We start from the raw sequence: 19,653 nt of genomic DNA on the forward strand, positions 1-19,653 counted from the left end.
ATGATTCCCTGAAATCCTCCCCACATTGCATTAATAGGTATTAAAAATCAAACTTCCCTATACTGCTATATTTCTCCTATTTCTCGGAGATAAATAGGTCGGGGCATGAGCTGTCTAACCAGTGCAGCATCAGCCGTCCAAAACTCCGCAGACACACTCTGGGCGCAAGCAAGAAAGGCGGCATCATAAAGGGTAGATAAACCGTATTTATCGGCAATTTTCCAGGTTATTGCTCTAATTGCCTCTTCTTCAATGTAATCAATAGGCAATTCGCAGAAGTCTTCAAAAAAACCTAGCGCTTCCTCTGTTGTAATTACTCCCATACGGGTTTTCTTTCTTAGCACAGATGCTACTTCTGCCCAAGCAAAAGCTGGAGCCACTAACCGTATACTGAGACTTAAGACTTCTGTTACTAGTTTTCTGGACTGGGGTTGATAAACTTCTGGTACAAGATAAGGAATCCAAACGCTAGTATCTAAACACAAAACTCTAGTCACGTCGCCCTTCGTCCTCTCTGAGGCTGCGAATCAAATCTGTAGAGGCTGGTTGTATACCTGTTTTGGCTTTCACGATTTCGCTGCGATCAATTATCCGTTGATGGGCTGCCCATCTCCTACGGCGGCTCACTTCACGTTCTAAAGCCTCAACTACCAAATCATTCAACGATTCGCTACCTTCCTTAATTTTCTTAGCTTTGACAAGTAAATCAGCCGGAAACCTAATTGTTAGGGCTTCGCGTTCCATAGCGATAAGCGCAACTAAATATTGATACCATTTATTATAACCACTTTATATTCAGGGGCTAGACGCTCAATGTCATTCCTTACGCAAAATGGCAAACCACAGTTCGTCTACCCAGTTGTTTTAAACTACAAACTCTTGCCGCCAAATGAGAGATTATGGCGTGAGTCTTCTTGCGGAATTAGATAAAAGGCGATCGCTAATTAAACTAATAAAAGGTGACAGTAATATTAAGGATGCGCCAAACCAAAAGTCACTTTTAATCTCTGCTGCAAGCTTTCTTTTGAACAGAGTTTGGCGCAGCCTCACAAAAAAATGGTATTACCCCTCTTGTGTTTAAAACGCAACAGCTTGGGCTGTACCAGTTAAATGGATTGTTTTATAAGTTTGTGTTTGTCCCTGATTGAATTTAGGGATCACAGTGTTTGTTGTTGTGATTCCCTTAGTGACTATTTTAACTTCGTTGCCTGGGGTCAGTTTTACACGGGGTAAGATCAAAGTAAAGGAGGTGCTGCCAGTATCTACTGTCTTATGGATAGTCACAGTCACGAGTGTACCAATTTCTGTCTCTACACTACGGATCTCCTTATTACCTCTAAAGCTTAATGTCTGTTGGTTATCTTGATAAGTTAAAAGGGGCTGGCCAATAAAGCTGGTCGTTGAGTAAGTAATGCTAATATTCTTGCCTTTAAACTGGTACAAGTTCGGTATCACTTCTGAGGCATTAGCTGATAATACAGGTATTGCTGTTAACAGCATACCTAATGTAAATGATCCAATGAAGTTTCTTGTTTGCATATCTTAAAAAGTTATTGCTAGTTTGACAGAGATGCCCGCTCTAATGTGATGAAAACAGGCATTAAACTAATTTTAAAAGTGGATATTCCCAAGTTCGTGTAAAGTGGAACACATTGCAATAGTTGTTAATATATTTGCAATAATTTCTAGTATTTTGTAAAAATTTTATCTGCAAACCTGATAGCCCTTGGGTGGATTTAACAAATGTACCCAGATATGCAAAGGGGAAAAAAGTAATGTAGCAATAAGTTTATGTATGATCTTCCTCTGCCACATTTCTTTTGAGTGGATTTGATTGCATCTTTGTCTGGTTCTCTCCATAATTAGCAACTTGAGTTAGATTTAAATTTTGAAATACCCTCTGGGGTTTTATTTAAAAATTGGAAATTTTGCATTGCTTATGAAACGGCGCTCATATATGCTTATAGGATTTTTTCTCAGCCTTCTTTTAACTATCGTGCCTTTGTCGGGCAATTTTACGAATGCTGCAACACCGACAGCCGCCGCACCTGTATCTGCTGTGTCATTCACCCAAGGTGTGCAAAAAAACGTATTGGAAAACGGCTTAACGGTGCTAACCAAAGAAGTCCATACCGCTCCAGTGGTGAGTGTGCAGGTTTGGTATAAAGTTGGTTCACGCAACGAGGTTAAGGGAGAAAATGGAATTTCTCACCAGCTAGAACATTTGATGTTCAAAGGTACAAATGAGCGTCCAGTACAGTTTGGACGTTTGTTTAGTGCTTTGGGTAGCCAGTTCAATGCTTTTACTAGTTATGACGAAACAGCTTACTTTGGCACTGTGCAGCGAGACAAATTAGAAGCACTGCTGACTCTAGAAGCCGATCGCATGGAGAACTCTTTAATTGGGCCTGAGCAACTCAAAAGTGAAAAGCGGGTGGTGATTTCTGAGTTACAGGGGTACGAAAATTCACCAGGTTATCGTCTGAGTCGGGCAGTGATGAGGGCTGCTTTCCCCAATCGAGCTTATGGTTTATCGGTGGGAGGCACAAAAGCCGATGTAGAGAAGTTCACGGTTGAGCAGGTGCGGAATTATTACCAAACCTATTACAGCCCAGAAAATGCCACGTTGGTGATTACCGGGGATTTTGCTACAGAACCTGTACTCAAAGTTGTGAAAGAAACTTTTGGTAAGGTATCGCAACGAGCAAAAAAGAACATCAGGAGAGCAATTGATAATTCCTCCGACGCTTCGCTATCTAACCCTGTTGCGAAAAAAGTGCCGATTGTTCTCAAGCAACCTGGAAGTGCAGCCCTATTGCAAGCGGTATATCCTCTGCCAGATATCAAACATCCTGATGTCCCGGTAATTGATGTGATGGATGCTATTCTCACCGGTGGACGTAGTTCTCGGCTTTATCAAGCTTTGGTGGAATCTGGACTCGCTAGTTCAGTGAGTGGTGGTGCTGCTGAACTTATTGAACCGGGTTGGTATGAAATTAATGCTACGGCGGCTCCAGGTCAAGAGGTGGGGAAAATTGCCCAGGTACTCCAGGAATCTTTAGCAAAATTGCAACAGCAGCCTGTCACCTTAGAAGAGTTGAACCGGGCGAAGACGCAACTGCAAGCCTCGTATATTTTGGGGAACCAAGATATCACTAGTCAAGCTAATCAACTGGGGTATAACCAAACGATCGCAGGGGATTATCATTTTATTGAAAGGTATCTGGCTGCGATCGCTAAAGTTACTCCTGCTCAAGTGCAGCAAGCAGCGAAAACTTACCTCAATCCGGCTCAACAAACCATCGGTTTCTTTGAGCCAACTCAACCAGATGGTCAACCAGGGGCTTCTAGCGCTGGCTCTGGTCGCACAGTAGAAAATTTCAGCCCTGGTAAACCCGTAGATCCAGCAGAACTGGCGAAATATCTGCCACCTGCTACATCAGAGACAGATTCTAATAAACAATCATTACCAGAAGAGTTTACTTTAAATAATGGTTTGAAGGTTTTGCTCTTGCGCGATCGCAACCTTCCCACTATTAACCTAAGTGGACAAATTGACGCTGGTACTGAATTTGACGGCAATCAAAAAGCCGGATTAGCGAATCTGACTGCAAGCAACTTAATGAATGGAACGCAGACTAAAAATGCTCTTACCCTAGCAAAAACCTTAGAAGACCTGGGAGCCGATTTGAACTTCAGCGCCAGTCGTGAGGGAGTTAATGTTAGCGGCGAGGGACTTTCGGCAAATCTGCCAATATTGATTCAAACTTTGGCAGATGTGTTAAAAAACGCCACTTTCCCCGCCGATCAGTTAGAACTGAGTCGCCAACGGGCACTAACAAGTTTGAAAGTAAAACTAGATGATCCTAGTGGTTTGGGACGAGAAGTATTTCAACAGGCAATTTACCCTGAAAATCATCCATTCCACAGCTTTCCTACGGCTGAGAGTTTAAAGACTATTAGTCGTAATGATTTGCTTAACTTCTACCAGACACATTACCGACCGGATACCACGACGATCGCAATAGTTGGAGACTTTGATTCAGTTAAGGTAAAAGCTTTGCTAAATCAGGTGTTTGGTAAATGGCAAGCCACGGGTAAGCCGCCTGTTCTGAAAATACCGACCGTGGCATTACCGCAAACTTTGACACAACTAAACAAAGTAATTCCCGGTAAATCTGAGGCTGTTACTTACATTGGTTACAACGGCATCTCTCGGAAAGACCCGCGTTTTTATGCGGCACTAGTGCTAAATCAAATTTTGGGTGGTGATACCTTAGCAAGCCGCCTGGGTACGGAAGTGCGCGATCGCCAAGGTTTAACCTACGGTATATATAGTGGTTTTGCCGCCGGTATCAATCCCGGCCCGTTCTTGATTCAAATGCAGACTGCTCCTGATGATGCCCAAAAAGCGATCGCCAGTACTCTGGCTTTACTTAAACAGTTGCGTGAACAAGGAGTAACTGAGGCTGAATTCAACACAGCAAAACGCTCAATTACTAATAGCTATCCTGTGGATTTAGCTAATCCCAGCAATGTCTCAAGTATCATTTTGGATAATGCTGTCTTGGGGCTTTCACGCTCGGAAATCCGAGAGTTTCCCCAAAGGATTCAAGCAGTGACTATGGCTGATATGCAAAAGGCAATTGAAGATTTAATCAAGCCGGAAAATCTGGTGATTGTCACCGCCGGGCCTGGAGATAGTGTAACCAAGGGCAGCTAATTAAACCTCATCTAAGTTGAGAACCATAGTTTTCGCCCTCACCCTAAATCCCTCTCCCATATCTGGGAGAGGGACTTTGAAATTGTAGCTCCCCTTCTCCCATATCTGGGAGAAGGGGTTGGGGGATGAGGGCAAATCCTTTTCATCAGAGAAGAACTACAGGTTTCAAGATAGACGAGGTTTATCTCAGATAGCAATGCGATTTGATTTGTAAAAATCGCAATAACAAGATCCCCGACATCTTAAAGAAATCGGGGATCTCATTGTTCACGAATGATTTAGCTCCTGCTCCTTCAAATTGAATAAGACACTGGAAAAGACTTTGCATCCTTCGGCTTAACATACACTCGCTGTTGAGGTTCTAACTCTAAGTCATTAAAGCGATCGCGTGTTAAATGCGCCATCATTACTTGTCCATCATCAAAAGTTAATTCCACCTGAATTTCCCAACCCAAATGTATCAATCGGCTTATTGTGGCAGGTGTAGTAGTACCGTTGGCACTAGTTTCCAAAATGACATCTTGTGGGCGCAAAAATACTTGCGGGTGTGGCGCATTAAACCCGCTACTTTGAAAAATCTTCGAGTTGCTAGGTAACACATTCACCGGGCCGATGAAGCTCATCACAAATGCCGTGGCAGGATTATCGTAAATTTCTGCTGGTGTTCCCACCTGTTCCACGCGCCCTTTATTCATCACCACAACTTCATCGGAGACTTCCATTGCTTCTTCTTGGTCGTGGGTAACGAAAACCGTGGTAACATGAACCTCATCATGGAGGTTGCGTAGCCATGCTCGTAAATCTTTACGAACTTTGGCATCGAGCGCGCCAAAGGGTTCATCTAGGAGTAACACTTCAGGTTCTACTGCTAATGCTCTTGCTAAGGCTACTCGTTGTCTTTGACCACCAGAAAGTTGTGATGGATAGCGATCGCCTAATCCAGTCAATTGCACCAATTCCAGTAACTGTTCTACCCGCCCTTTAATTTTCTTTGGCTGTGCCTTACGAATTTCTAAGCCAAAGGCAATATTTTGCTTGACAGTCAGATGCTTGAATAGGGCATAGTGCTGAAACACAAACCCAATATTTCGCTGTTGCACGCTTTGGTATGTAGCGTCCTTACCAGTAAGCAGGATTTTGCCGCTATCCGGCATTTCTAAACCGGAAATTAACCGTAGTAGCGTAGATTTACCTGATCCTGATGGCCCTAGCAACGCAACTAACGAACCACTCTTAATTTCGAGGCTGACCTCATCAACTGCCTTGAAACTCCCGAATTGTTTGGAGACGTTCTCAACTACTATACCCACTGCTGCTGTTCCTCTGCAACTAAATCTACAGTTTCTTTCTAGGATTACCGTGTCTTACATATACCATACATCGTTATTTATGGATGAACAACATTTAGCTACCGCAACTGCCGCAATCGAGAAAGCTACAGTCAGCACCACTGTAATCTAGAAAATCACAATCAGGAGGCATCCCAATTCGTATCGAAACATTAAGGAATATTGCATTTGTGCAGAAACCTGGAGGTAAACCGCCAAATCACTAGAAAGACCGTGGTAGTATGCTCTGGGTAAATGTGAAGATTGGGAGAAAGACCTTTGACACTACGGGTTGCTGTTATTGGGTCAGGCCCTGCTGGTTCATCTGCCGCAGAAACACTGGCAGCCTCTGGGATTGAAACCTACCTGTTTGAGCGGAAGTTAGACAATGCAAAGCCTTGTGGAGGTGCAATTCCTCTATGTATGGTGAGTGAATTTGACTTACCGCCAGAGATTATCGATCGCCGAGTACGGAAGATGAAAATGATTTCGCCTTCCAATCGTGAGGTTGATATTAATCTGGTAAATGAAGATGAATATATAGGAATGTGTCGCCGGGAAGTACTGGATGGCTTTTTGCGCGATCGCGCGGCCAAACTAGGCGCAAATTTAATTAATGCCACTGTTCATAAACTTGATATACCAGGAAACAATACTGATCCCTATACCATCCATTACATTGACCATACAGATGGCATATCACAGGGTATTGCCAAAACTCTGAAAGTGGATTTAATTATTGGGGCCGATGGGGCTAATTCTCGCGTTGCTAAAGAAATGGACGCTGGGGATTACAATTATGCGATCGCTTTCCAAGAGCGGATTCGCTTACCTGAAGACAAAATGGCCTACTATAACGACCTCGCCGAAATGTATGTCGGTGATGACGTTTCTACCGATTTCTACGCTTGGGTTTTCCCCAAACATGACCACGTAGCTGTCGGTACTGGCACGATGCACGTCAATAAAGCCAGCATCAAACAGTTACAAGCTGGTATCCGCGCTCGTGCTTCTGAGAAGCTAGCAGGCGGTAAAATCATCAAAGTAGAAGCCCACCCCATTCCTGAACATCCCCGTCCCCGTCGTGTTGTCGGTCGCATCGCTTTGGTGGGAGATGCTGCTGGTTACGTTACCAAATCTTCTGGTGAAGGTATTTATTTTGCCGCTAAATCTGGGCGGATGTGTGCCGAAACTATTGTAGAAACATCTAACAGTGGTAGCCGTATTCCTACAGAAGGCGACCTCAAGATTTACCTGAAGCGTTGGGATAAAAGATACGGACTCACTTACAAAGTTCTGGACATTCTGCAAAGCGTGTTCTATCGTTCCGACGCTACCCGCGAGGCGTTTGTGGAAATGTGCGATGACCTCGATGTACAACGGCTAACATTCGATAGCTATCTGTATAAGACGGTTGTCCCAGCTAATCCCATCACCCAATTGAAAATTACTGCCAAAACTATTGGTAGTCTAATTCGGGGTAATGCCCTTGCACCTTAATTGAGGGCAAAGGACTGGGAATTCCAACAAATAAATTACTCAATTTTGTTTGTGGGGTGGATATCTTGGACGCTGATTAATCAGGGCGGGCAAGATGCCCACCCCACAACATATATTTTTATCCATGTCGTAGGGGCAATTCATGAATATTGGTGTCAACGTCGGTGAACCAAATTAAATAAGTAATGAGTAATGAGTAATGAGGTATTTACCTGAAGGGGCGACATGAAGGGTATCAGGGTAAGCGCATCTCAAACCCTATTGACAAGAAGCATTTGAAGCATCATGATGGTGTGATAAACAAGTAGCAAGAATCGTCAACATATAGTTGTTATCCATAGCAGCTCGATTTGATTTTTGACGATTACTACGCTTGAGCGAGCGCTCTAAATTTAGTGCATTAAGTGCTATACGTCGCAGGAACGACAAGTTTTGTGGAGCATGACCAGTACGGACGCGGCAAGCATCTTCATTGAACGTAACGTCCAAACTCCAATGCAATCCATTTTCAACGCCCCAGTGGAGACGGATAGCTTGCCCTAATTTATCAAAGCAGAATTCAGGAGTCAGGAGCCAGAATGGGCTAAACCTTAGCTATCCGCTAACAGAATTGAATTCTGTGCGAGTGGCGAATGAATAAAGGGCGTTTTTGCACCCCCGCTAAATTAAAAATTTAGTGGTCTACAATTAGTGGCGGGTCTGAATCCCTCACTAATTGATTCTGACTCCTGTTAGCGGTAGCGGGGCGTTTAGCCCATTCTGACTTCTGGATTCTTCTTCAAAGACTCGTCGGAATGTATCTGCGCTTGGAATGCCTTCAGGTAAAGCTAAAAACTGCTCTAACCATTCGTATTTACTCAATCCATAATTTTCCATGTCCTCCCATCCATTGGCTCCTGCAATCACTGATAGTATTGCAATTATTAAAATATCTGTTAACAAATGGACACGGGTTCTTTCTACACGAGGGTCTTCTATTTCGCTAAAAATTAATTCCATCTGTTCTGTTAGTGCTAGCGCATTGGCTATACTCAATTTTTTTGAGGTTTTAATCGTTGGTTTTGAAGATTTTAAACCTGATGCCATGAGACTGCCTCTGATGCTAGATAGATGCTTTGATTATTAGCCTACTACTGAATGTCTTTAATGCTTAAATCTTCTTTTTAAGATCACAATTGTGCAAAACAATCTGTCATTTTAACTACAAAATTAGATGCGCTTACCCTGCTTCTTGGCATCTTTTTGCGCTTGTTTTGTGTAAACCAACTTCCAACTCACTTCTTCAGAATTCGGAAGTGGCTCTCCATCACTGCGCTGACTCACCAATCCAACTCCTCATCGCATTCTTGGATCGAAGTTGCTAGCCCTTCTTTTATAGATTCTCTCATTCCAGGTATAGATAACAAGTAAAGAGTCTCCTGAATTGCAGACCAGTCTTTTTCCGCCAGCAAAATCGCATTACCGCGATCGCCCTGAATGATCACAGGCTTACCCTGCTCTGCAACTTGGTCTATCAGTTCTTGTAAATTATTTTGAGCATCGTTGACGGGAAGCGAAGACATCATGCTTTTGTAACTCACGATAACTTTACTTTAGTTTATCTACGAACTGATGCAAGTAAGTAGGGAGTGTGCGTATGTAAACTATGGTGAGTGAAGAGTGATGTCTAACGACAAATCCCTTTGAACACGAAATTTCATGCTCAGAACCGCAACATCCGAGATTCAAGGGTCATTTATTTTAGTTTCCACTATAAACTTTGAGGCGCTGCTAAATTCAGCTATTGTGGAAAGTAGTAATAACTTCTGGGAAAGTACCAAATACTTTCCTTAATGCAGTGAAGTTGACTTTGCAGATAGTTTGGCTGCTACGGAATGTATTGGAAATGGGGCTTTAGACTATTAGTTGTATTCTTCGGGCTGTGGCTGCTCCTGGATCTGGGTTCCCGCATGGGAGCAGAGATTTTTTGGTTTCAGGAAGTCGGCTACCTCCAAGTATTTCTGTTGAGGGTGGTAACTCGTGGTGTTTTGTGGGTAGTGGTAGCTGGGATAACTGCTGCCTATCTACTGCTAAACCTGGCTCTTGCACAACGGTTAAAATATCCCCAGTCTTTGAAGATTGAAGAAGTGAGGCGTGAGGAAGCAGAACTGAGCAGTGAATTAAAAAATTTTCTCAGTCCTCATTATCAAACACGCAACGAAACCCGGACACTTACGCCGCAACCCCTTAAACCATTCAGATTGCGCTGGTTATTACCCCTAGCTTTCGTACTGAGCTTATTGATCGGGTTAATGATGGCTCACTATAGTCAAATTGCTCTTTCTTACTGGCATTCTCCAGTTAATAAAGTTAGTCAACCCATTCTTGCCCTATTTCGGCCAGAGACAATTTGGCAACTGTTGAGGCAGATTTCCTCTCAAGTCTGGTATCTCGGCTTAATTGGGGGAGTAGCGATCGCAATTCTAATCTATCCCCAATTTTTATTAACTGCGATCGCAATTCTCTTCAGTCCCATTTTTGGGTTCATCCTATTCCAAAACTGGGCAAAGGTGCTGCAATATTTTCACCCCACCCTTTTCAACAGCACTGAGCCTTTATTTGGTCGAGATATCAGCTTTTACGTATTTTCCTTACCCTTTTGGGAACTGCTAGAACTCTGGCTGATGGGATTATGTTTGTATGGTTTTGTCGCTGTTACTCTCACTTATCTCTTGTCGGCTGACAGTTTGAGTCAAGGGATTTTCCCTGGTTTTTCATCCCAGCAGCAGCGTCATTTATCCGGTATGGGTGGCTTGTTGATGCTGGTAGTGGCTCTGAGTTATTGGCTGAGTCGCTATGAACTGGTGTATTCTACCCGTGGAGTCAGTTATGGTGCTAGCTATACCGATGTGACAACCCAGTTGCCAGCTTACACCATCTTGTGCATCGTGGCAGGAGCGATCGCCTTTTACCTACTTTGGCGAACGTTTTTCTGGAAACCCAAATCTCAGTATCGTCGTTTAGTATTTTACGGATTAGGAGTTTATCTAGTACTAGTTGTAGCAGCTGATGTTGTTATACCTGCTGTGGTGCAATCTTTAATTGTCCTACCTAATGAGTTGCAACGAGAGCAACCCTACATTCAGCGAACTATAGCTTTAACTCGCCAAGCATTCGATTTAGAGGTAATTGATGCCAGAACCTTCAACCCCCAAGGAACACTAACTGAAGCTGATATTCAAAAGAATGACTTGACAATTCGGAATATTCGCCTTTGGGATCAGCGGCCACTGTTACAAACTAACCGTCAACTGCAACAAATCCGGCCCTATTATCGCTTCCCCGATGCCGATATTGATCGGTATACTCTGAAAACAGATGTAACTTCACGCCAACCATCAGCCCCGCAAAAACCGCCAGAACCGGAGCAGCAAGCAGCTCAAGCAACAGAACGGCGGCAGGTACTGATTGCTGGACGAGAACTAAACTATAGTGCAGTACCACAGGAAGCTCAAACATGGGTTAACCGCCATTTAATTTATACCCACGGTTTTGGGTTCACTGTTAGCCCAGTTAATACAGTTGGGGCGGGTGGGCTGCCAGAATATTTTGTCAAAGATATTAGCGGTGATAGTAGTGCCCTGACAACTTCTAGTGAAGCCATTCGTGACAGTATTCCCATTGGGCAACCCCGAATTTATTACGGTGAAATAGCCAATACTTATGTAATGACTGGCACAAGAGTTAGGGAGCTAGACTATCCCAGTGGTAGTGACAATGTTTACAACTCTTATGATGGTCTGGGTGGTGTTCAAATCGGTTCAGCATGGCGACGCTGGCTCTTTGCCATGTATTTGAAGGATTGGCAAATGTTATTCACACGGGACTTTTTGCCTGAGACAAGGGTGTTGTTCCGACGAAATGTGAAGCAACGTATTCAAGCGATCGCACCCTTCCTCAAATTTGACAGCGACCCGTATTTAGTAGCTGCTGTTGCTAATCAAGATTTACCAAGCAATCCCAGTTATCTTTACTGGATTGTTGATGCCTATACAACAAGCGATCACTATCCTTACTCAGACACTGGTAGCGATAGTATCAACTACATTCGCAACTCGATCAAGGTAGTGATTGATGCCTACAATGGCAGCGTTAATTTTTATATTGCCGATAAGAGCGATCCGATCATTGCCACTTGGTCAAGGATATTTCCTAACACCTTCAAACCGCTCAGTGCCATGCCTGTTAATCTCCGCAGCCATATCCGGTATCCTGTGGACTTTTTCAAAATTCAATCTGAGCGGTTGATGACCTACCACATGACCGACCCCCAGGTATTTTACAACCGGGAAGATCAGTGGCAGATTCCTAACGAAATCTATGGCAGCGAAGCCCGTCCGGTAGAGCCGTATTATTTAATTACTAGTCTACCCACTGTACCGTTTGAGGAATTTATTCTGCTTTTACCCTACACTCCCAGACAACGGACTAATTTAATCGCTTGGTTAGCGGCGCGATCGGATGGTGATAACTATGGTAAATTATTGTTATATTCCTTTCCTAAAGAAAGGCTGGTTTATGGCCCAGAGCAAATCGAGGCACGAATTAACCAAGATCCAGTAATTTCTCAACAAATTTCCCTGTGGAATCGCCAGGGTTCAAGAGCCATTCAAGGCAATCTACTAGTAATTCCCATTGAGCAATCGCTGCTGTATGTCGAGCCAATCTATCTAGAAGCCACACAGAATAGTCTGCCAACTTTGGTGCGGGTAGTCGTAGCTTACGAAAACCGGATTGTCATGGCACAAACATTAGAACAAGCATTGCAGGCAATTTTTAAACCAGAGGTTACACCAGCCCCGGCGATTATCCGTCCCTTTGAAGAAGCAGCCCCGCCAAGTTAAGCGAGTTTAAGACTAAATAGTTACATAGCAGGTGATAGCGAGCGATCGCTATTAACAAAATTTATTGCAACAGACATAGTTTAATAGTTCAGCATAAGTAATAGACACTAAAAGTTAATCGACATGGTACAAAGTAACCAACTAGAGATTCGCCACATTAGTCCTAAAGTGAGGCAGTTGATTAAAATGTACGCCGATGTTAATAAATGTACGCAGTCTGAGATGTTGGAACGCATGGTTTTGGAGTGGAACGCCCAACAAAGTGAGAGCGAACGACCGCCAGGAGATGAAGATGAGTAGTTTTTTATACAAAAGTTAGCCCACTTCTAACCAGAAGTTTTCTTTGGCTCTCTAGTTCAAGAAGAATTTTCCAAAGATTGGGTCTTGTTTGAGGGATTGAATAAAATCCCTTAAAGTCATCATACTACCCGTTAAGGTGAACTTAGGAGTACCATTTTGGGCAACGATTCTCACTTCACCGTCTTGAATCTGAATCTTATTTTTAATACTGTCCCATAGATTATCGAAGCTCTCATCATCCTGGCAACCATTGGCTTCAAGGAATCTCTGGCGTACTTCTGTTTTTAGTGCTAGTGCTTCTGCTGCTTGGGTACGTGCTTCAAAGTGCTTAATTACATCCTCATAAGCACTCTCCTTGAGAGTTTTGTTTTCAGCCTGGACTTGCTGTAACTGAGTTTTGATGGTTTGCAGTTGGGACGCTAAAGCGGCTGATTTATGGTATTCAAGTTTTAAGGCTTGCTTTGCATTAGCTAACAAGGCTTTATAATCTAGCTGATCTTGATCTTGATTTTTTTCGGATTGCATTTTTATCTCTTGATCAACAGATTTTTGTTGATTAACTCTCGTCAGTTACATAACAAAACTGACGAGAGCTTAGGGACTCCCAAATAAAAAAATATACAACTATTTATTGTGGGATGGGCGACACGAGAACCCACAGTCAAGGCGGGCAAGATGCCCACCCGACAAGATTGGATAATTTATTTCTTGGAAGTCCCTTAGTAAATATTATCTATGTTATCTAAGTATTGGTTAGTTCACCAATAATGGCGATTCAGAGCTAGCACTCTCTTGAATACTACTCAGACTAGAACTAATGTGGGAGCGGATAGCTCGTTCATAAACACTAGTCTGTTGAGTGCGTACCCCTACAGCTTGGTATATTAAGTTAACTTCTGGGAATTCAGACCAATACATCAAAAAGACATCTTTAGCTGGAGTAACAATTTCATAATTATTTTCTTGTCTTTTCTTTCTGAGTTTACAATTATTGAGTTGCAATTTCTGTCTGAATAGTTTTTCAAATTCTGGAATTAAATCTGAACTAGTTTTCATGTTTTATACACGTTAAAACGTGTTAATTCTGCAAAGACTATCTGGTGATATTACTAAGTATGACACTTCAGATACCTCTTACAATATAGTGTATCAGTTATCGGGTATTTGAGAAGGGGAGTGAGACGCAAGGTAACTCGTTGGCGTAGTCTCTCTTAGAGAAGAAGCTGTGCGATCGCAGTCAATAAGAGGCAGGGGAACTCTTAGCTGGGAGCAAGGGAGACAGAACAGAAAGGGGATTCGACACTTTGGCTACGCTGTTAGACTGCGCTCACGGTAAACTCAGTGACGACCCCTTCTGTTATGTTAGCTTCTCGTAGGATAGATACGAAAGCCATTGGGGTATTCAGTACCTACAGACTACAGCCTGCGACTTCAAGACCCTCTGCAAAACTGATTAATTCTAAGTACTCTGGATTTTCTACAAACTTTTTAGCAGCTAGCAACCCAGCAATGCTCCAAGTTTGATAAATTCTGGCTTCTTTACCAATTAAACGACCATTGTTGCCATCGTAGTATTCCGGGAATTTATCTTTAGATAAACGTCTTTCGGCAATAGCTATTGCTGCTTGGGCAAGTTCTGTTCGACCTGCTTTGTGGGCCGCTGCGGTAAATAACCATAGTAAAACGGGCCAGTTACCGCCGTTGTGATAAGACCAAGCTCTGTTCTTAGAATCACATCCTGTAACAATTCTCCATTCTAAACCTTCCAAAGCTGGGAAGCAGATTTTAACAGGCATATAGCCGATCAAGTCTTGCCAGCGTTGGGAAAATAAATTCATGATGCTTTGAGATTCTGTTTCACTTGCTAAAGAAGCTAAGATTGCCATCAGATTTCCCAGAGCAAAAAAGCGAAAATCTATCCGTCCCGGCCCCAGATTTCCCGCTAAATATCCTCCAGTTTCGGGCAACCACTCGGTTAACCAACTGGGGATTGATTCTGAGTTGATGTTGAATTTATTAACAATTTCTTTACCAAATTCGTTATCCTTGTAACGATAAATTTCCCCCAATCGCTTCAGGTCTAGCCAGTAATAGTTGCGGATATGATATTTCAAAGATCCCAATCGTCTATTGACTTTGCCGAGGTAGCTATCGCCATCCCCATCTGGTAAAAGCAATTCAGTAGCAGCTCTGAGAGATGCATAGAATAACACCTGAATTTCTAGAGGATGTTCGTAGACTCCCATGCGACGGTCAATCATAAACGCGCCATCGGGAACTAACATTGTTGGGTACATGGAAAAGCGATGTACCAAGCAAAGATCCAAAATTAACTTGATTCCTGCTTGAAAATCTGGCTGACGCGCTAGGGTTAAATCGCCTGTAGCTTTTTCATAAGCGCGTAGCAGGAGAATCCACCACATACAAGAATCAATTGGGGAAACACGAGCGATCGCTAGTTCACCAAAATCAGCGACCAAAAATTCATCATTCCCTTTGGAGTGTACTTTGAAACTTGCAGGCATTAATCCCGCTCCCGGTTCAAAGCAGTCTATTTGCTTTTCATGACTTTGTAATTTCAGTGTTTCTACTAAGAAGTTACGGACAATCTCTGCTTTGCCGTGCATCAAAAACACTAAGGCAGAAGGGACAAAATCGCGGAGGAAGCACTGGTCATAATTGAGTGCATCTGACTCCGGATCGTGGGCAGCTACAGTACCAATGGGTTTTCCCTGGTAATAAATTATCGACTCTTCCAACAATTCCCAGGCTTCTGCTTCCAGTTGACTGTTCTGATCGATCGCGCTAGTCATGGGCGTTTAATTCCACTAGTAATATGTATCGGCTCAATTGTGGAAAGTACGCAACAACGGAGAGGCAGGGGGCAGGGGGAAATGACTTCATCAAGAAATGCTATGAAGCAGAGCAGAACGTCTGAGTCGCCGATTTCTACGTCACCTGGTTCGTATCCTACGGGAAGCTAACGAAACAGGTGACGTAGCTTTGCGTTGCCCGTAGCTCTGCCATAAAGCCTGCGGTAAGGCTATGCTCAGAACGCAGCCTCTCTAAAAATTGGGTCGAAGTGTCGAATCCCCTCTCTGCTCTATCCCCCTTGCTCCCTGCCCCCTGCTCCTTGCTCTCTCCTCCCTTGCCTCTTTTTCAAGCTGACCAAGATTCTCGGAAGTCAGCATACAAAGTTAATCCACCATCTACAAACAATGTTTGTCCGGTGATGTAGGCGGCTTCATCCGAAGCTAAAAAAGCTACTGCGGCTGCCATCTCCTCTGAGGAGCCAGCACGCCCCATTGGGATGTGACTTTCCACGATCGCCTTTTTTTCGGGGTCATCTGTCCAGGCTTGATTTATTGGCGTGACTGTTGCTCCGGGGGCAATGGCGTTGACACGAATACCAAGGCTTGCATATTCCAATGCTAAAGTTTTGGTCAGGTTTTCCATACCGCCTTTGCTAATGGAATAACTGATATACATGGGTCGCGGAATAATTTCGTGAACGCTGGAAATATTAATAATCACTCCCGGACGATTTTTAGACAGGAGGTGTTTAATAGTTTCACGGGCGCAGAGATAAGCACCCCGGAGATTGACTGTAATTACCTGGTCAAAGTCTGCTGTGGTGACTTCGTGCGAGGGACTTTCTTTTTGAATGCCAGCATTGTTAACTAGAATATCTAAACTGCCAAATTCCTTTACTACGGTGTTGACCATCTCTACAATGTCTGATTCTTGGGAGACATCTCCGTGAACCGGTAGCGACTTAACACCACAGGTTTCGATATTTCCGCAGGCTTTTTGTAATGCCATCTCTTCCGTGTCTGCCGCATCTTCGGGGTATGAGCGGTAATTGATGGCGATGTTGCACCCTTCTTCGGCGAGTCTGATTGCGATCGCCTGACCAATACCTGAAGTTGCACCTGTAATTAAAGCATTCTTTCCTTTTAAGCCTATCATATTTTCTCCCTAAGCTGCCTTTGCTTGAATTTGCAATCAGTCAGACAATTTTGGATTTTAGATTATTCTTTACAATTCAAAATTTGAAATTAATACTGTCAACCCCCAAGAGAGGGAGTTCAAAATTAAAAATAGGGCTTTCTTTGAAATTTTGAATTTCTTAAAGCAATTTTTCAAAACCAGGCTACAGATCCAAGAGATGGAAACTCAACTTGAATCTGAAGCCTCTTAATTACGAATTACGTTAGCGTAGCGGTAGCGAGTCCGCGAGAGCCATGACGAATTGGTATTAGTTCTAGCGCAAATTCGCTGGTACTTGTTCAGGAACTACCCAATAGTAAACAGTTTTGCCGTCTACATTCACCGTCTGGTCTGGTTTCCAATCGCCCATATCGAAGGCGTGGGAGACAATGCGAGTACCAGGCTTGAGTTGACTCAATAGCTTGGGACGGAGTTTGAGGTTAACCTCTGGCAATAAGTAAAGTGTAACTACTGTTGCTTCACTAAAATCAGTGTTGAACAAATCTTGTTGGACAAACTTAACGCGATCGGTTACACCTGCCTTTTTGGCATTTTCATTAGCTTCTTGGATGCGTTCGGGGTTAATATCTATGCCGACACCGCGCGTACCAAACTTTTGTGCCGCAGTATTGACAATTATGCCATTACCACTACCAAGGTCGTAAAGCACATCATCTTTATTCACTTTTGCCACTTCCAACATTGCATCTACCACTGGCTGTGGTGTAGGTACATAAGGAACATCGCCGGGGCGTTCTTGTGGTTGAGTTGTGGGAGTTGTTGCAGATGGTGTTTCGGTTTCGGTCTGACCCGTTAAAGTAGAAGGTTGTGTCCCAGCTTCCAAATCTTGCTGTTGCGGCGCACACCCAGCAATTCCCAAGCTGGTAATACTAACGCCTGTAACTAGTAAAAACAGAGTTTTCTTGAAGTTCATGAATTTTCTCCTTGATTCAGTAGGTTGTGGTCAGTAGTTAGAAAAACAACTCATAGTCATAGAATTTTGAATTGCTTATAGTGTGAGGCTTAGGCGGCACAATCCAAAATCGTTCGACTGAGCGTAGCCGAAAGTCCAAAATTGTATTAAGTCCTACGTTGGCGATAGTTATTCCAGAACAACACAGGGATACCTGCTGCGACGACTAAAACACCTGCAACTGCTCCTACACCTGTATAAGCCAAGCTGGAATAAAGCAAGTAACCGCAGACTGCACAAAAGAGTAATGGTGTTAAAGGATAAAATGGCACACGGAAGGGGCGAACTATGTGGGGTTCGCGGATTCGCAATACCAGCAGCGATATGCCGGAAAGCAAGAAGAAGAACCAAAATATGGGGGCGGTGTAATCCACCATTGTTTGAAAGCCTTTGCGGGTAAGCGTGCCTAAAAAAACCAGTGCTAAGGCGATCGCAGCTTGCAATAATAAGGCATAGGTAGGACTGCTAGGACGTTGCTGCCAGTGTCCCATAAAACCAAATAGCGAAAAATCCTGCCCCAGTGCGAAATTGGTACGCGCTCCGGTAAAGATTGTGGCGTTGGTTGCTCCCAAAGTAGCGATCGCAATCAATACACTGATAAACAAGGCTCCCGGTTCGCCCCAAAGAGAGCGCATTAAATCTGCGGCTACTGCTTCTGACTGAGCCATGTTTGCTAATCCCAATCCCCGCAGGTAAGCCAGATTGATGAGTAAGTAAATGGCAGTGATGATGCCAATACTCCACATTAGCGAATCGCACAATATTACGTCGTCCATCCTGAATTTCTGCGGAGATGTAAGCCGCTTCATTCCAACCGCCGTAAGAGAGTAGCACAAACACCATCGCCAGTCCCCAGGTTCCTGATGATGCAGATTCTATAGGGGCGGCAGCAGCAGAATTAGGAATGGCGGTAAGCCCAAGAATTACTACCAGTAATAAACCCAGAACTTTCGCAACACTCAGCAAGTTTTGTGTCCACTTACCCTGCTGCAAACCGATGATGTTCAAAGCAGTTAAAAGTGCGATCGCTATGGCTGCATAAATAGAAGACGAAAATGTACCTAACCGCCATATCTGAGAAACATAATCGCCAAAAACAAATGCCAAAAGAGCAATGGAACCAGTTTGAATCACTGTCATCCGCGCCCAGGCAAATAAAAAGGCGACTCCCCGCCCGAATGCACGTTTCAAATAATAGTAAACACCTCCAACATCGGGATAGACAGTCGCCAACTCTGCATAGCACAGCGCTCCTACCAGAGATATTACACCACCCATTAGCCAAAGAAACATTACAGCAATTTCACTGCCTGCTTGACTTGCTACTAGAGCCGGGGTTTGAAAAATCCCCGCCCCGATGACAATACCGACAATCAGAGCCACTGCGTCTGATAATGTCAGAGATGGCTTGGGTGCTGCTACTTTAGTTGATGTTGTCTGTTCAAGCAAAGTGTAGTCTTTACGTCTACTCACATTACTTCCTTACTAGTGTTGAGTTGGGACTTTTGGCTTTGTTTCATAGTCTTTGTTCAACAGAGGTATTATCTATGTACTCCAGGTTTTTGAACGCACCATCCAGCAAAACTTTTTGGATTGAAGACTACTAACCAAAAGTTAGCCCTTGGGAGGGCGAATTTGAATCACTGTTTTACCTATCTTCTATGGTTAATAATAAATGTGACGGAAAAGTGACAGTTACCAGTTATATGTCTTCAAATCGTAATATCCATCTGGTTAGATTAAGATTAGCCTCCGTTGCGTAGCTTGCCGCCGTGGGCATCGCCCAAACAAAATTCTCTTTTTGGACAACATTGTTTTCCAAGTACGATAGAGGATATGATTTAAAAAAACTTCTCCCACAAGTGAGATTTATAGCCGTCTAAAGAATGATTGACTAATAATGGGTAATCGTGCTTACTTTAATTTAGAAACAAAAGACAGCGATCGCTCAAAAGT

General features: G+C 43.5%; 15 protein-coding genes and 2 pseudogenes. 4 read left to right on the forward strand and 13 right to left on the reverse strand.

Translation table 11 applies throughout. The features are described from left to right. Positions 1–65: 65 nt before the first annotated feature. The 3 genes from ANSO36C_RS28025 to ANSO36C_RS28035 form a co-directional block, all read right to left on the reverse strand. Entirely contained in the window at positions 66–497 is a 432-nt protein-coding gene (locus ANSO36C_RS28025) for a type II toxin-antitoxin system VapC family toxin (protein ID WP_251957427.1), read from the reverse strand. Then, a complete protein-coding gene (locus tag ANSO36C_RS28030) occupies positions 490–744 on the reverse strand; it encodes a YlcI/YnfO family protein (RefSeq protein ID WP_251957428.1) in 255 nt (84 codons plus the stop codon). Before ANSO36C_RS28030 ends, ANSO36C_RS28025 begins: the two co-directional genes overlap by 8 nt. Before the next feature lie 333 nt (positions 745–1,077). Further along, complete coding sequence (locus tag ANSO36C_RS28035; RefSeq protein WP_251957429.1) at positions 1,078–1,539, reverse strand: hypothetical protein; 462 nt, start codon at positions 1,537–1,539, stop codon at positions 1,078–1,080. 400 nt (positions 1,540–1,939) lie between these two features. Between ANSO36C_RS28035 and ANSO36C_RS28040 the strand changes: the two genes are divergently transcribed. Continuing rightward, on the forward strand, positions 1,940–4,723 hold the full coding sequence (locus ANSO36C_RS28040; RefSeq protein ID WP_251957430.1) for a M16 family metallopeptidase: 2,784 nt from the start codon (positions 1,940–1,942) through the stop codon (positions 4,721–4,723). A gap of 293 nt (positions 4,724–5,016) precedes the next feature. On the opposite strand, the gene ANSO36C_RS28045 is transcribed toward ANSO36C_RS28040, so the two are convergent. Then, a complete protein-coding gene (locus ANSO36C_RS28045) occupies positions 5,017–6,033 on the reverse strand; it encodes a sulfate/molybdate ABC transporter ATP-binding protein (protein ID WP_251957431.1) in 1,017 nt (338 codons plus the stop codon). 297 nt (positions 6,034–6,330) lie between these two features. On the opposite strand from ANSO36C_RS28045, the gene chlP reads away from it, so the two are divergent. Further along, positions 6,331–7,551: a geranylgeranyl reductase gene (gene chlP, locus ANSO36C_RS28050; protein WP_251957432.1), complete on the forward strand. Its 1,221-nt coding sequence runs from the start codon at positions 6,331–6,333 to the stop codon at positions 7,549–7,551. A gap of 258 nt (positions 7,552–7,809) precedes the next feature. Here the strand turns inward: chlP and ANSO36C_RS28055 are convergent, their stop codons facing one another. From ANSO36C_RS28055 to ANSO36C_RS28065, 3 genes and pseudogenes are all read right to left on the reverse strand, one after another. Continuing rightward, the gene (locus ANSO36C_RS28055) at positions 7,810–8,052 is read right to left on the reverse strand and encodes a transposase (protein WP_410174619.1); all 243 of its coding nucleotides are present in this window, start codon (positions 8,050–8,052) and stop codon (positions 7,810–7,812) included. Positions 8,053–8,328: 276 nt separating this feature from the next. Continuing rightward, a pseudogene (locus tag ANSO36C_RS28060) lies at positions 8,329–8,550 on the reverse strand (transposase family protein); the annotation flags it as partial. 320 nt (positions 8,551–8,870) lie between these two features. Then, complete coding sequence (locus ANSO36C_RS28065) at positions 8,871–9,116, reverse strand: type II toxin-antitoxin system Phd/YefM family antitoxin (RefSeq protein ID WP_251957433.1); 246 nt, start codon at positions 9,114–9,116, stop codon at positions 8,871–8,873. A 309-nt stretch (positions 9,117–9,425) separates the two neighbouring features. On the opposite strand from ANSO36C_RS28065, the gene ANSO36C_RS28070 reads away from it, so the two are divergent. Both ANSO36C_RS28070 and ANSO36C_RS28075 read left to right on the forward strand, forming a co-directional pair. Beyond that, positions 9,426–12,434 carry a UPF0182 family protein gene (locus ANSO36C_RS28070; protein ID WP_251957434.1) on the forward strand — a complete coding sequence of 1,003 codons (3,009 nt, stop codon included), beginning with the start codon at positions 9,426–9,428 and terminating at the stop codon, positions 12,432–12,434. Positions 12,435–12,557: 123 nt separating this feature from the next. After that, on the forward strand, positions 12,558–12,734 hold the full coding sequence (locus tag ANSO36C_RS28075) for a hypothetical protein (protein WP_410174648.1): 177 nt from the start codon (positions 12,558–12,560) through the stop codon (positions 12,732–12,734). 51 nt (positions 12,735–12,785) lie between these two features. On the opposite strand, the gene ANSO36C_RS28080 is transcribed toward ANSO36C_RS28075, so the two are convergent. The 6 genes and pseudogenes from ANSO36C_RS28080 to ANSO36C_RS28105 all read right to left on the reverse strand — a co-directional run bounded on the left by ANSO36C_RS28080 (position 12,786) and on the right by ANSO36C_RS28105 (position 19,170). Beyond that, positions 12,786–13,259 (reverse strand): hypothetical protein, encoded by a 474-nt coding sequence (locus ANSO36C_RS28080; RefSeq protein ID WP_251957435.1) that lies wholly within the window; start codon positions 13,257–13,259, stop codon positions 12,786–12,788. 228 nt (positions 13,260–13,487) lie between these two features. After that, positions 13,488–13,790, reverse strand: coding sequence for a hypothetical protein (locus ANSO36C_RS28085; protein WP_251957436.1), 303 nt, complete (start codon positions 13,788–13,790; stop codon positions 13,488–13,490). A 353-nt stretch (positions 13,791–14,143) separates the two neighbouring features. Continuing rightward, positions 14,144–15,547, reverse strand: coding sequence for a glycoside hydrolase 100 family protein (locus ANSO36C_RS28090; protein WP_251957437.1), 1,404 nt, complete (start codon positions 15,545–15,547; stop codon positions 14,144–14,146). Between the two features lie 346 nt (positions 15,548–15,893). Continuing rightward, complete coding sequence (locus ANSO36C_RS28095) at positions 15,894–16,703, reverse strand: SDR family oxidoreductase (RefSeq protein ID WP_251957438.1); 810 nt, start codon at positions 16,701–16,703, stop codon at positions 15,894–15,896. A 295-nt stretch (positions 16,704–16,998) separates the two neighbouring features. Next, entirely contained in the window at positions 16,999–17,658 is a 660-nt protein-coding gene (locus ANSO36C_RS28100; RefSeq protein WP_251957439.1) for an SAM-dependent methyltransferase, read from the reverse strand. A gap of 146 nt (positions 17,659–17,804) precedes the next feature. Beyond that, positions 17,805–19,170, reverse strand: a pseudogene (locus tag ANSO36C_RS28105) (APC family permease). Positions 19,171–19,653 lie beyond the last annotated feature (483 nt).

It is taken from the genome of Nostoc cf. commune SO-36 (assembly GCF_023734775.1).
Classification (GTDB): domain Bacteria; phylum Cyanobacteriota; class Cyanobacteriia; order Cyanobacteriales; family Nostocaceae; genus Nostoc; species Nostoc commune_A.

Coding starts and splice junctions, on each gene's coding strand:
- ANSO36C_RS28075 (WP_410174648.1), top strand. CDS start 12,558: ATGGTACAAAGTAACCAACTAGAGATTCGCCACATTAGTCCTAAAGTG.
- ANSO36C_RS28100 (WP_251957439.1), bottom strand. CDS start 17,658: ATGAACTTCAAGAAAACTCTGTTTTTACTAGTTACAGGCGTTAGTATT.
- ANSO36C_RS28085 (WP_251957436.1), bottom strand. CDS start 13,790: ATGAAAACTAGTTCAGATTTAATTCCAGAATTTGAAAAACTATTCAGA.
- ANSO36C_RS28065 (WP_251957433.1), bottom strand. CDS start 9,116: ATGATGTCTTCGCTTCCCGTCAACGATGCTCAAAATAATTTACAAGAA.
- ANSO36C_RS28070 (WP_251957434.1), top strand. CDS start 9,426: ATGTATTGGAAATGGGGCTTTAGACTATTAGTTGTATTCTTCGGGCTG.
- ANSO36C_RS28035 (WP_251957429.1), bottom strand. CDS start 1,539: ATGCAAACAAGAAACTTCATTGGATCATTTACATTAGGTATGCTGTTA.
- ANSO36C_RS28040 (WP_251957430.1), top strand. CDS start 1,940: ATGAAACGGCGCTCATATATGCTTATAGGATTTTTTCTCAGCCTTCTT.
- ANSO36C_RS28090 (WP_251957437.1), bottom strand. CDS start 15,547: ATGACTAGCGCGATCGATCAGAACAGTCAACTGGAAGCAGAAGCCTGG.
- ANSO36C_RS28080 (WP_251957435.1), bottom strand. CDS start 13,259: ATGCAATCCGAAAAAAATCAAGATCAAGATCAGCTAGATTATAAAGCC.
- ANSO36C_RS28095 (WP_251957438.1), bottom strand. CDS start 16,703: ATGATAGGCTTAAAAGGAAAGAATGCTTTAATTACAGGTGCAACTTCA.
- ANSO36C_RS28030 (WP_251957428.1), bottom strand. CDS start 744: ATGGAACGCGAAGCCCTAACAATTAGGTTTCCGGCTGATTTACTTGTC.